15 protein-coding genes are annotated in these 12,600 nt (G+C 58.1%); 8 read left to right on the plus strand and 7 right to left on the minus strand.

Features of this window, described 5'->3' with window-relative positions:
- Positions 1–121: 121 nt before the first annotated feature.
- The gene (gene hpt / locus AVI_RS15900; RefSeq protein ID WP_015917317.1) at positions 122–670 is read right to left on the minus strand and encodes a hypoxanthine phosphoribosyltransferase; all 549 of its coding nucleotides are present in this window, start codon (positions 668–670) and stop codon (positions 122–124) included.
- Between the two features lie 68 nt (positions 671–738).
- Entirely contained in the window at positions 739–1,428 is a 690-nt protein-coding gene (locus AVI_RS15905) for a hypothetical protein (protein WP_015917318.1), read from the minus strand.
- A 281-nt stretch (positions 1,429–1,709) separates the two neighbouring features.
- Between AVI_RS15905 and ftsE the strand changes: the two genes are divergently transcribed.
- The 4 genes from ftsE (at position 1,710) to AVI_RS15925 (ending at position 5,105) form a co-directional block, all read left to right on the plus strand.
- Positions 1,710–2,369: a cell division ATP-binding protein FtsE gene (ftsE, locus tag AVI_RS15910; protein WP_041697140.1), complete on the plus strand. Its 660-nt coding sequence runs from the start codon at positions 1,710–1,712 to the stop codon at positions 2,367–2,369.
- A 118-nt stretch (positions 2,370–2,487) separates the two neighbouring features.
- The gene (locus tag AVI_RS15915) at positions 2,488–3,438 is read left to right on the plus strand and encodes a cell division protein FtsX (protein ID WP_015917320.1); all 951 of its coding nucleotides are present in this window, start codon (positions 2,488–2,490) and stop codon (positions 3,436–3,438) included.
- A gap of 73 nt (positions 3,439–3,511) precedes the next feature.
- Positions 3,512–4,222 (plus strand): YdcF family protein, encoded by a 711-nt coding sequence (locus tag AVI_RS15920; protein WP_041697142.1) that lies wholly within the window; start codon positions 3,512–3,514, stop codon positions 4,220–4,222.
- A gap of 79 nt (positions 4,223–4,301) precedes the next feature.
- Positions 4,302–5,105, plus strand: coding sequence for a lysophospholipid acyltransferase family protein (locus AVI_RS15925; protein WP_041697144.1), 804 nt, complete (start codon positions 4,302–4,304; stop codon positions 5,103–5,105).
- Here AVI_RS15925 and AVI_RS15930 read toward each other — a convergent pair.
- Positions 5,100–5,639: a gamma-glutamylcyclotransferase gene (locus tag AVI_RS15930; protein WP_015917323.1), complete on the minus strand. Its 540-nt coding sequence runs from the start codon at positions 5,637–5,639 to the stop codon at positions 5,100–5,102. The two genes, AVI_RS15925 and AVI_RS15930, sit on opposite strands and share 6 nt — an antisense overlap.
- Before the next feature lie 226 nt (positions 5,640–5,865).
- Between AVI_RS15930 and AVI_RS15935 the strand changes: the two genes are divergently transcribed.
- Entirely contained in the window at positions 5,866–6,825 is a 960-nt protein-coding gene (locus tag AVI_RS15935) for a DUF2125 domain-containing protein (RefSeq protein ID WP_041697146.1), read from the plus strand.
- Between the two features lie 16 nt (positions 6,826–6,841).
- Here AVI_RS15935 and AVI_RS15940 read toward each other — a convergent pair whose 3' ends face one another.
- The 3 genes from AVI_RS15940 to AVI_RS15950 form a co-directional block, all read right to left on the minus strand.
- Entirely contained in the window at positions 6,842–7,777 is a 936-nt protein-coding gene (locus AVI_RS15940) for a prephenate/arogenate dehydrogenase family protein (RefSeq protein WP_015917325.1), read from the minus strand.
- Entirely contained in the window at positions 7,777–8,883 is a 1,107-nt protein-coding gene (gene hisC, locus AVI_RS15945) for a histidinol-phosphate transaminase (RefSeq protein ID WP_041697149.1), read from the minus strand. Before hisC ends, AVI_RS15940 begins: the two co-directional genes overlap by 1 nt.
- A 71-nt stretch (positions 8,884–8,954) precedes the next feature.
- Complete coding sequence (locus AVI_RS15950) at positions 8,955–9,716, minus strand: class I SAM-dependent methyltransferase (RefSeq protein WP_015917327.1); 762 nt, start codon at positions 9,714–9,716, stop codon at positions 8,955–8,957.
- A gap of 103 nt (positions 9,717–9,819) precedes the next feature.
- Here AVI_RS15950 and gloB point away from each other — a divergent pair, with 103 nt between their 5' ends.
- From gloB to AVI_RS15965, 3 genes are all read left to right on the plus strand, one after another.
- Positions 9,820–10,590, plus strand: coding sequence for a hydroxyacylglutathione hydrolase (gloB, locus tag AVI_RS15955; RefSeq protein ID WP_015917328.1), 771 nt, complete (start codon positions 9,820–9,822; stop codon positions 10,588–10,590).
- Positions 10,590–11,021 (plus strand): cupin domain-containing protein, encoded by a 432-nt coding sequence (locus tag AVI_RS15960; RefSeq protein ID WP_015917329.1) that lies wholly within the window; start codon positions 10,590–10,592, stop codon positions 11,019–11,021. The genes gloB and AVI_RS15960 overlap by 1 nt, the downstream gene beginning before the upstream one ends.
- Positions 11,022–11,125: 104 nt before the next feature.
- Complete coding sequence (locus AVI_RS15965) at positions 11,126–11,692, plus strand: cytochrome b (RefSeq protein ID WP_015917330.1); 567 nt, start codon at positions 11,126–11,128, stop codon at positions 11,690–11,692.
- Positions 11,693–11,695: 3 nt separating this feature from the next.
- On the opposite strand, the gene yddG is transcribed toward AVI_RS15965, so the two are convergent.
- Positions 11,696–12,580, minus strand: coding sequence for an aromatic amino acid exporter YddG (gene yddG / locus AVI_RS15970; RefSeq protein ID WP_015917331.1), 885 nt, complete (start codon positions 12,578–12,580; stop codon positions 11,696–11,698).
- Between the last annotated feature and the right edge of the window lie 20 nt (positions 12,581–12,600).

The following is a 12,600-nucleotide window of genomic DNA, read 5'->3' on the forward strand; positions in this document are numbered from 1 at the left end:
AAGACGAGAGGATGGTTAATAGTTTCTACCTGTTGAGCGCGATGACGTCCCACTTCAGGACGCCAGCCGCAATAAGGCATTCACGCCATAAATATTTGTAATCAATATCTTTTATCGCAGATTATGACGCTGCATCGCCGGTAACAACACCGACAAAAGGCAATTCGCGGAAAGCGTGAGCGACATCCATGCCATAGCCGACGACAAAATAATCCGGGCATTCGAAACCGACATAATCGGCCTCGCACACTTCCTTGCGCTTGACCTTCTTGTCGAGCAGCACGGCAATGCTAACATTGGCAGCACCCCGCTCATACATCAACGTGCGGGCAAACAGCAGGGTTCGTCCCGATTCCAGGATGTCGTCGATCAGCAAAACATTGCGGCCACGGACATCGCTGTCGATATCCTTGAGGATCTTGACCCCCTGCGACACAGTGCCGGTGCCGTAGCTGGACAAGGTGATAAATTCCACCTCCGGCGCAATGCCGACATGATGCAGCGCCCGGATCAGATCAGCGGCGAAAATAAACGAGCCTTTCAAGATCGAAATCACCAGAAGATCCTCGGAAGGACCATCGACAATCGCCTTGGCGATCTCGATATTGCGGGCGGCGATCTGTTCGGCTGTGAACAAAGGTTCGATATTTTTTCCGCGAACGACAGGCATGGAGTCTCCAGGATTTCGCTGCCGATCTTCAGGCGACAGGGTTTTCTTTCACCCTGCCGATAGCACAATCAGGATTGCGAGGCATCCTTAGGTGCAAAGGAAAGCTTGAGTTCCGGTTTTTTTCCACCGGGATGGCGCAGCCGGGCCGCAATGCCACGGCTATGGCCGACACCGATTTCCGGTGCGGGCGGGGTAATCAGCGTGGAGGCAACAAGACGACCCTCCGAATAGAGATCCGCCCTTATATCCGGCAGAGCCTGCGTCGTCGCGGCATGATTCTCAACAATCGCGTTGACCAGCAGGACCGGCATGCCGCCAGCAGTTTGCGGGGTCAGGCTGACATGGGTTATGTCGAGCGGGTTTCTGGCCGGGACCGCCTCCGTGCCGCCAATCAGGCAAAAGCCACCGGCGCTGAAAAACATCAGCACGGCAAGGGCTGCAATCAACGAGGTGAAAGACCGTTCCGATAGCTGCCCAAGGCGATTTTCCAACCGGACGACATGCCGGACAACATGATTGACGATAGAATGCAGCACGCCCTGCGGTGCTGGCGCCTGTGGCCGGTATGGGGTCTTCATTTCCGCCTGGATTCGGCTGCGAAGCGCGCCGACGGGATCACCGACCGTGACGAATTTCGCATCGCTCACATCTTCCGCCAGTCGGAAGCCGGGACGCGGCATGGGCCGATAGGGCCGCTCGGGCGGCAGGAGATCGATATCGGGTTCGACATATTTAGGCCGAAAACGGAATGCGTTCATGGAACCCTCGCCAGAGCAAGTCCGGATATCGGAAAATGTGACCCCGATCCCGGCTTGATTGAAACAGATGAAGCACCCTTGATCGAAAGCTTCGCACCAGCCAGATGCGATAGAATACGAAGGGGCATTGAAACCTATCCTTTCAAGTCGTAAATTCGAATGGTTAATGATTTGTAAAAAATCACCGGATTGGCGCCGTAACATCGCGGCGTTTACCAAATGGTAACCGGAACCGTTAAGAACTGAGCAGTCGTCAACAGGCTCAAGCCCGGGTTTATCCATTGATCCACTTCGAAAATGTCGGCCTGCGATACGGGATGGGGCCTGAAATCCTCCGCGACCTGACCTTTGACATCCCAAAGCGCTCCTTCCAGTTCCTGACCGGGCCGTCGGGGGCTGGCAAGACCACGCTTTTGCGACTGCTGTTCATGTCGCTGAAACCGACACGTGGCCTGATTCGCAGTTTCGGTCGTGATATTACCCAGATTCCACGCGATGAATTGCCTTTGCTGCGCCGCCGGGTCGGCATCGTCTTCCAGGATTTCCAATTGCTCGACCATTTGACGACCTATGAAAATGTCGCATTGCCGCTGCGGGTTCGCGGCAAGGACGAGGCGAGCTATAAGCAGGATGTGCTGGAACTGTTGAAATGGGTGGGGCTGGGCGAGCGTATCAACGTGTTGCCGCCAATCCTCTCAGGCGGGGAAAAGCAGCGCGTTGCGATTGCCAGAGCCCTGATCGACCGGCCCGAAGTGCTACTGGCCGACGAGCCGACCGGCAATGTCGATCCGCCAATGGCGCGCCGCCTGCTCAGCCTGTTTCTGGAGCTGAACCGGCTGGGCACCGCCGTGGTGATCGCCACCCATGACCTGACCCTGATGGACCAGGTTGATGCCCGGCGGATGATCCTCACTGAAGGGCGGCTCGATATTTATGAATGACCGCAAATCCGCGCCGCAGCCGCCGAAAAAAATACCCCTGAGCCCACCACTGGCCAAGACCCCGCCACCGGCCAAGAGCCCAGCGCCGGAGCGGGCCAAGGCACAAAGGCGGGTGGAAATGCAGGTGCGCCCCACCGGCCCCATCCTGCCACCCTCCAACATCCAGGGCAATGCGCTGATGGTGGTGATCGCTATTATGGCGTTCCTCGCCTGTCTGACACTTGGCGCGGTGTCGATGATACGCGGAACGGCAGCGAGCTGGCAAAGCCAGATCTCCCGTGAGGTGACGATCCAGATCAAGCCGGACGACACTGTCAACATGGATGAGGCCTTGACAAAAGCCAAGGACCTGGCGCTGACCTTCGTCGGCACCAAGACGGGACAGATTGTCGATGAGGCCGCAACGGCCCGCCTGCTGGAGCCCTGGCTCGGCACCGGACTGGATATCAACGACCTGCCGGTGCCTCGGCTGGTCATTATCACCATTGACGAGAACAACCCGCCTGACTTCGCCGCCATGCGGGATCTTTTGACCTCGCAGATCCCCCAGGCCTCGCTGGATGATCACCGCACCTGGGTGGATCGCCTGGTATCGATGGCCCGCACCACGGTGCTGATTGGCTTTGGCCTGCTGATCCTGGTGTTTACCGCCATGGTGCTGACGGTGATTTTTGCAACGCGCGGCGCCTTGTCCGGCAATCGACATATTATCGAGGTCCTGCATTTCGTCGGTGCCGAAAGCCTGTTCGTGGCGCGGGAATTCCAGAAGCATTTTCTGAAGATCAGCCTGAAGGGCTCCGCAGCTGGCGGGCTTGCCGCAGCTGGCCTGTTCGCACTGGCCAGTATCTGGCAGGACAATACGCTCGCCACACCGCAAGCCGATCAGGCCACCGCCATGTTTGGTCGGTTCGAAATCGGCTTTACCGGCTATCTCGGTATTTTCGCCACGATGATCGTTATTGCTCTGCTGACAACGGTCACGGCCAGGTTGACTGTGATGCGTGCCATCTATGAAATCGACCAGATCAGGTCGGACCCTAGCCGCAGTGGCGGGTTGCCACCCGAATGATCTTTTTATACGTCCTCGATGCGAGGATGCACCAGCATCCTCGATGCAGTCCCATTACCCACGAGCAATGATAATGCGCCAAGCAGACCCTGATAAGGATCGAGGCAGCCGGACCGCCAAACTATTCCATCGGCAGGCACCGCTGCGCCGCCTGCTTCGCTATGGAGGCTACGCCATTCTCCTGTTGATGGCCTGTCTTGTCGCTGGCTTTCTGCATTTTGCCGATGACGTCACAGCGATGATGCCGCCTGCTGAGCCCAAGGCTGATGCCATTGTCGTGCTGACGGGTGGCTATCAGCGCATCGACCAGGCTGTCGACCTGTTGCGCAAGGGATCGGGACGGCGACTGTTGATCTCAGGGGTCCATCCATCGACTTCGCCCGCGACGATCCGCAAAATGACGCAAGCCTCGCCCGATCTGTTTGCCTGCTGTGTGGACATGGGCTACCGCGCCATTGACACCATCGGCAATGCCAATGAAACCGCCCAGTGGATCCACGACAAGGGCTTCTCCTCGGTTCTGGTCGTCACCAGCAATTACCATATGCGCCGCAGCTTGATGGAACTGCGCCGTACAGATCATGAAACCCAGTTTATTCCCTATCCAGTCGTCACCGCCGATTTGCGCACCAGGGCCTGGTATGCCGATCCCAATGCGCTGCGTACGCTGATGTCGGAATACGCCAAGATCCTCATTGCCTATACCCGCGATCTCGGCGGCTGGGACAATTGGCAGGGGCTTCGCACGCCTGGCAATGCATCGCAGCAATCCTCCCAAAGCTAGTCGGACCTGCGATGTCGAACCATCTTCCTCTTATTGGAAAATTCGTATAGGCAGGGCCATCTGTCGGCGGAATATCTTCATGCTTGCTTTGCGGTCCCATGTTTTCAACGTGCTGTTCTATGCCTGCCTGATCCTCTGGATGGTCTTGGCCGCGCCGATCTATTTCATCTTGCCGCGCAAAATAGCCTATTCCGTCCCCAAGACATGGGCGCGATTCAGTCATTGGCTGATGAAAACCGTGGTCGGCACGACATTCGAAATTGAAGGCCTGGAGAATATCCCGCACTCCGGCTACATCCTCGCGCCAAAGCACCAATCCTTCTGGGATACCTATGCGCTTCTGCCCTGGCTGGACGATCCGGTCTATATCCTCAAGCGGGAATTGATGTGGATTCCGTTCTTCGGCTGGTATGCCGCCAAGCAGAACATGATCCCGGTCAATCGCGGTGGACGGGGTAAAGAAATGGTCAAGGTCATGCAACGTGCCGCCGTGGAAGTGCGCAACGGCCGTCAATTGGTCATCTATCCCGAGGGGACAAGACGCCCGCCCGGCGCCGACCCTGAATATAAATTCGGCATCGCCCGGCTTTACCGCGACCTCAAAGTGCCGGTCGTGCCGGTTGCCATGCATGCCGGCCTGTTCTGGCCGCGGCGCAGCCTGATGCGCTATCCCGGGCATTACAAGATTCGTATCCTTCCCCCCATCCAACCGGGAATGAAGCCCGATGCATTTTTTGAAACATTGACCCGCCAGCTGGAGACGGCCAGCGATGCACTGCTGCTGGAGGCCGCCCAGACCAATCCGGATCTCCCCATGCCGCCGACCGCCAAACACCGTCTTGAAACCATGAGAGCGCAGGAACAGGCCAAGAACCCGTCATAACGTCGGTTTGTTCAGTCCCTTGACCACGTGTTCCAGCCAATGATCACGGATGCCTATGCTGCGCAGGTGTTCCACGGTATTCTCGACATAGGCCCGGTTATCACCCGACTGGCCGCTGGCCTGCGCGGTAACCTGTACCGCCTCCTCAACGGTAATCGCTCCCGCATATTGACGGTGGTTTCGGTCCACCACATAACCAACGCCAAGCACCCGCCGTCCATCAGACAATTGCAAGCGCAACGTTCTTTCCTGATAGACCATCGTCACCAGTTCCCGCGCTCGCAAATAGTCCAGCGTTTGCGTCCATGCCGATGGACTGACGCGAAACGCCACACCGTGGCAGGAACCGCCGCGATCCAGCCCCAGAACCAGACCGGGCGTCTGTTCGGTGCCACGATGCACGAAAGATCGAACACAAAGGGAGCGACGAAACCCGTGGGCCCTGGCACCCTGCCGTTCTTCATGGACAAAGCCGGGATTCCACATCAAAGATCCGTAGCCAAACACCCAAAATTCGTCCATATCGCACGTCATAATGCTCGCTCCTGCTGTCTCATTCTCGAATTCTGATAGGTTCGGGTTGAAATTATCCAGCAGAAATGAATTTTTACAGCAGTCTTTGCACTGATAACCGGTGCTGGGCTCTGATGACTCAAAAGTCGCTTCAGTGACCGCTGGGCAAAATGGAAGACAATTGGAGAAGCGCATGGCCATGTCCAGCCGGACGAAGAGACCACGGAAGAGATCGCCAGTTCTCTTGGTGGGCATTGTCCTTGTCCTGCTCGGTATCCTCTACACCGCAGGCTGGTTCGCCGCTGCCAATTACGCCACGACGAAACTCGAACATGCCTTTGATGGCGATAATCCGCTGGCCTCTGCCCTCGATTGCCCGGGAATGCGGATGAGTGGCTTTCCACTGCATATCGGGTTGAATTGTACCAAAGTGTCGGTCAACGACAGCCGCAATGGTATTACCGGATCCTCAGGCGCCTTCCGGTCATCGGCCGAAATTTTTCGGCCCGGCAGAATCAAATGGGAAATCGACGGGCCAGCCATTCTGCAAACCTCCACCGGGCTTGCCGGTGCTTTTCAGTGGGACAGTTTTCGCTCCACTCTGTCGCTCGGCATGAACGGCGTCGATTCGTCAGCAAGCGTGATCCAGAAATTGCAGGCCAACCTGACCGATGCACTCTCCGGTCGGGTTCTGAGGATCGACGCCACTGAGAGCCGGACGCGGCTGCAACGCGATGGCGAGGATCTTGTGGGAACCGCCCGCCTGACCGGAATGGATTTTGGCCAGGACGACCGTAACCCCGATCTGCCGCCCATGGCCGCACAGTTGGATGTGAAATTACTCGGCCAGGCCCGCGCCCTCGATATCGAACATCCTGAACCCATAGAATTGCGGGGTCTAAGCGGCGACATCCGCAATCTGCAAATCGATATGGGCCAAGGCAGGACGATCACCGCCAGTGGACCGATTTCCATAGATAACGCCGGCCTTGCCAATGGCACGCTCAAGCTGGAAATCGGCAAGGTCGATGCCTGGCGCGACCTGGTGATTGCCGCCTATCCCGAAACCAAGGACATCGCCCGGATGGCTGCCAAGGGGTTGAAAGCGGTCTTCCTCGGCCAGAACCAGGGCCAGGTGACCCTTCAGATCACCAATGGCGTCGTGGTGCTGGGCTTCATCCCGCTTGGTAATATCCCGCCCATCTGAACCGGCCGCGAGACTGTTATCCGTTCGTCTTGCCATCCAGCCCATGACGGCCGAAATCCGGCACGTCCACATCCTGGCCAGCGTCGATGATCGAGCGGCGTATGGTGCGGGTGCGGGTGAACAGTTCGAACAGTTTATCGCCCTCCCCCCAACGGATCGCCCGTTGCAGATAGGCGAGGTCTTCTGAAAACCGCGCCAGCATTTCCAGAATGGCGTCCTTGTTGTGCAAGCAGACATCGCGCCACATGGTGGGATCGGACGCCGCCAGACGGGTAAAATCGCGAAAACCGGAGGCGGAATATTTGATGACTTCCGATTCCGTCACAGCTTCGAGATCATCCGCGGTGCCGACGATATTATAGGCGATGATATGCGGAAGATGCGAAACGATCGCCAATACCTTGTCATGGTGCAGCGGGTCCATTTCATCGACGCGCGAGCCCAGTGCTTCCCAAAAACGCTTGAGCCGGTCAATCGCCTGCTGATCCGTATTCTCCAGCGGTGTGAAAATGCACCAGCGTCCATTGAACAACCCGACAAAACCGGCATCGGGGCCAGATTTCTCCGTGCCAGCCAGCGGATGGCCCGGAATGAAATGCACATGATCCGGCATATGCGGCGCCATTTGCGCAATGACCGAAGCTTTGGTGGACCCCACGTCTGTGACGATAGCTCCCGGCGCAAGATGCGACGCAATCTGGATGGCCACCGCTTCGGACGCCCCGACCGGTACCGAAACGATCACCAGATCGGCCCCTGCAACCGCCTCGGCAGCCGACGTCGTATAGCGATCCCCAAGCTGCAATTCCTCAGCCCGCCGCAAGGTATCCACCGAGCGGGTTGAGACGACGATCTCACGCGCCAGGCCAAGCGCACGCACGTCACGGGCAATGGAAGAGCCGATCAGGCCGATGCCGATCAGTGCGATCCGGTCAAACTGAATGCTGGCCATCACGGCTTGCCCATAAATTCGGTCAGGGCATCCATCACGCCAAGATTGGCCTCGGGCGTGCCGATCGACATGCGCAGCGCATTGGCAAACCCATAGCCCTTGACTGCCCGCAGGATGTAGCCACGGCTGGTCAGGAATTCATCGGCCTCCGGCGCCCGCTTGCCATCAACATCGGGAAAATGGATGAGCAGGAAATTGGTGACCGACGGCGTGACCTTCAAGCCGATCCCCTCGAAGGTTTCCGTCAACCGGTCCAGCCACTCGAGATTGAAATCCACGGCCTTATCGGCAAAATCGCGGTCAAGAATGGCAGCGGCACCCGCAGAAATCGCCGGGGCATTCATGTTGAACGGTCCGCGCACCCGGTTCAGGGCATCGAGAATGGCAGCTGGACCATACATCCAGCCGATCCGCAGCGCTGCCAGCCCGTGGATTTTAGAGAAGGTGCGGGTCATCACCACATTGCGGTTTTCAGAAACGATTTCCAGCCCGGCTTCGTAATCGTTACGGCGAACATATTCGGCATAGGCCGCATCCAGCACCAGCAGCACATGTTTCGGCAGGCCAGCAACCAGACGGCGAATATCGGCACCCGGCACATAGGTCCCCGTCGGATTGCCAGGATTGGCGATGAACACCATCCGTGTCTTGTCGGTCACCGCCGCAAGAATGGCATCGACATCGACGCGGCAATCCTGCTCCTTGACCGTGACCGGCGTCGCGCCTGCCGCCATGATCTGAATACGGTAGACCAGGAAACCATGCTCGGTGATAACAGCCTCGTCGCCCGTGCCCAGATAGACATGGCAGAGCAGGCCGAGCAGCTCGTCCGAACCATTGCCGCAGAGAATATTGGCCGGGTTCAGCCCGTGCGCACTGGCAATCGCCTCCCGCAGCTTCACAGCCTGGCCATCGGGATAAAGCTCCAGATTGGCAGCACCCGCCTTAAATGCCTCGATGGCCTTCGGGCTTGGTCCCAGCGGCGTTTCATTTGATGACAGCTTGAACACTTTCGCAACGCCAGGGGCATGTTCCTTGCCGGGAACATAGGCGGCAATATCGAGGATCCCCGGGCGTGGAACGGGCTGGTTCATGGTGCTGCTCATTGACGCGATTTCCTGATTCTGACCTTGAACCTGATCCGGTTCAAACAATTTACGCAAGTAGCCCGGAACCTCTATTTTGTCGAGGGCGGCAAGAGGGTCTGGCGTGTGGTTGGCACGCCCTGCGGGCTCAAAACCGGAGCAAATACCCGGCGCGACGCGCGCATGGCAACGGGCAGGCCCTGATAGAGCCGCTTTTGCGCCTCGACAACAATAACGCCGGCAAAAGCCGGTGACAGCATGCGACCGAAGCGCTCGAAGGCACTATGCATTTTCAACATGGTTCTGAGCTTCGATGGAGGGAAAAACAATGCCTCGGTGCTGGCTCCGGGGGTAAAATTGGTCTCGCGCAGCAGCGCCGTCAACTGGCCCCGAGAATAGGGGCGACCGGAGCCAAAAGGCGTATGCTCCATCCGCGCCCAGACCCCGCGACGATTGGGCACAACCATGACCAACCGCCCACCCGGTGCCAGAACCCGCCAGATTTCCTTGAGCGTCTCGCGCGGATTCTCGGCAAATTCCAGGGAATGGACCATCAAAACCCGGTCGATGGAACTGTCGGGCAGCGGCAATTCCTCATCGAACACCAGCGACGTGGCCGAAAGCTCACCCGGCGGCCAGTTCACCGCGCCTTGTCCGGCAGGCATGAAGGCGAATGTGCGCTCGGTATCGGCCCGAAACCGATCCAGGTACGGCACCGAATAACCCAGCCCCACCAGCCGCTCCTCCGGCAGCCGCGCCCAGAGCGACGACAGCGCCATAGTAATGGATTGCTCGGCGGCATGACCGAGCATGGTGTGATAAAACTGACGAAGATCGACTATATCCACATGCATGGCATGATTGTTAGCAGCCAGTGGTTGGACATCAAGGCCCCAGGCACTAGATTTTCCTCAAATCGCCCTGCAATCGCCACTGCAAAGCCAAAGGGTCACCCCGATGAAAAGCCCGGATATCGAAATCTTCCCGTGTCGCACCGACAATTACGGTGTGCTGGTCCATTGCCCAGAAACCGGCTTGACCGCGTCCATCGATGCACCGGAGGAAGGCCCGATCGTGGCCGCTGCCGAAAAACGCGGCTGGCAGATCAGCCATATCTTCACCACCCATCACCATAATGATCATGTCGAAGCCAATCTGGCGCTGAAGCAACGATATGGCTGTGAGATCATCGGGCCGGTCAACGAGGCTGTCGCCATACCCGGACTGGATCGGTCCGCCTATGATGGGGAAGAGTTTTTATTCGGACCGCACCGGGTCCAGGTGATCGAAACGCCGGGCCACACGGCAGGCCATGTCTGCTATCATTTTCCAGACGCCAAACTGCTGTTTGCCGCCGATACGCTGTTTGCGCTCGGCTGCGGACGGCTGTTCGAACGCCCCGCTGCCGACATGTGGCATTCCCTGCAAAAGCTGGCCGTGCTGCCGGATGAAACCGCCATCTATTTCGGCCATGAATACACGCTTGCCAATGCCCGTTTCGCCCTGACCATCGACCCTGACAATGAGCGGCTGCAAGCCCGTGCCCGCGACATCGAGGCGATGCGGGCGCAAGGGCAGTTCACCATTCCCACCACCATGTCTCTGGAAAAGGAAACCAATCCCTTCCTGCGGGTGGCCGATCCAAAAATCCGCCGCAACCTGGTGATGGAAAGCAAGAGCAATGAAGAGGTGTTTGCCGAAATCCGCAAGCGCAAGGACAATTTCTGATGGCCGATGCCGATGAGATCATTGCAGCGCTGGCCATGCAGCCCCACCCTGAAGGTGGCTGGTACAGCGAAACCTTCCGCGACGGCGCAGGTGGAGCGCGTGGCCATTCCACGGCCATCTACTATCTGCTGAAAGCAGGCCAGCGATCGCATTGGCATCGGGTCAAGGACGCCGCCGAGGTCTGGCATTATTATGCTGGCGCGCCGCTGGCGCTTTACCGTTCGAATGACGGACAATCCGTGGAAACCTTGGTTCTTGGTAGAGACCTTGTGCGCGGCGAGCGACCCCAGGCCATCATTCCAGCGCTTAGCTGGCAGGCCGCGGAAAGCCTTGGGGAGTACACACTGGTTGGCTGCACGGTCGCACCGGGCTTTACTTTCGACGCTTTCGAAATGGCCCCGCCGGACTGGGAACCAGGTCAGCCTCTTTGATAACCTGGCATACTGTTATGCTTCAGGCCCCCATGTGCTTCAGGCCCATGTCAGCATGAACCGCTTTGTTGCGCTGCAAAATCCGATTTTTTTGGAGTGGCAACATGACGATGAATATACCTCTTAATGTGATCGAATCGCGCGGCACGCGCTACAATAGCGGCATGATCTGGCTGCATTGGGCAACGGCGCTGCTGGTGCTCACCCTGTTTTTCTCGGCGGAAATCTGGGAATTTACGGAAAAAGGCGGTGCGCTGCGCAATGGCCTCAAGGCACTGCATTATGGTGCCGGAATCACACTGTTCGCAGTGTTTATACTGCGGCTTGTCTGGCGGATCGCCAGTCTTAAAACGCTGCCAGAGGAAGAAAAAGGCGTTTTGGGGTTGATGGCGAAGGCTGTGCATTATCTGCTCTATTTCGGGCTTGCCGCGCAGATTTCCCTCGGCTTTCTATGGCGCTGGTCGCAAGGCAAACCCGTGGACTTCTTCGGGCTGTTTTCCATTCCCGATCTCATCGGTATATCGCCTGACTATCGCCATCTGCTGGGTGACATGCATTCTCTCCTCGCCTGGATCATCATCGGCGCGGCCACTCTGCATGCCGTTGCGGCGATTTTCCATCATACCGTGCTGAAGGATGGCGTGTTGATGAAGATGATGCCCGGCAGGTAACCGTCAAGCCGCATCTTCGATGGCTGTCTTGCGGCGGAACATGCCGCTTGCAGCCAGGACCGCGCCACCCGTGATCAGCACACAGGCACCAAGAATGCGCAGGTTTGCCTCACCAAAACCAAAAACCAGCAGCACCAGCGTCGATAGCAACGGGGCGGCATAGGACGCTGCCCCCAGGATCTGGATATCGCCATTCTTGACCCCGTAATCCCAGGCATAGAAGGCTGCTCCGACCGGCAACAGCCCAAGACCCGCCACAGCAAGCCACTGGCTGGCGCTATCCGGCCAAACGGACGTTTCGAGCCAGAGGTGGCAGAGCAGCGACAACAGTGCCGTGGCGAGGCAGAAGCCGGTCACCACATCGGTGGAGACCGCATCGAACCGGCGCGTGACCAGCGAGTAGCTGGACCAGGTCAAGGCGCAGAGCAGGGCCGCGCCATAGCCCATCGCATAGGCCGGATCAAAGGACAGGCCGTTTTTGCCGATGATCAGCACGGTGCCGCATAGCCCGGCAATCGCGCCCGCCATATGATACCAGCGCAGCCGCTCCCCCGGCAGCAGCGCTGATCCAAACACGATCAACAGCGGCCAGAGATAGGCAATCAACCCGGCTTCCACGGCAGGGGCATTTCTCAGCGCCGTGAAGTACAGGAAATGATAGCCGAACAGGCCAGCAATCCCGATCACCCAGACCTTGACCGGTTGTTTCAGCAATTTAAGCCGCTCCGGTCGGACAACGAAGGTGGCAATGCCGGGAAGACTGCCGATGGCAAAGCAGATGGCCGAGAGCTGGAAGGGCGGCATGGTGCCGGACGCTGTCGTAAACAGCGCCAGAAAAGACCACATCAAGATGGCTGAAAACCCGATCAGCGTTGCCCGAACCTTCATCCGCCCCTCATAATTTTACC

Origin of the sequence: Allorhizobium ampelinum S4, assembly GCF_000016285.1 — a bacterium.
Classification (GTDB): domain Bacteria; phylum Pseudomonadota; class Alphaproteobacteria; order Rhizobiales; family Rhizobiaceae; genus Allorhizobium; species Allorhizobium ampelinum.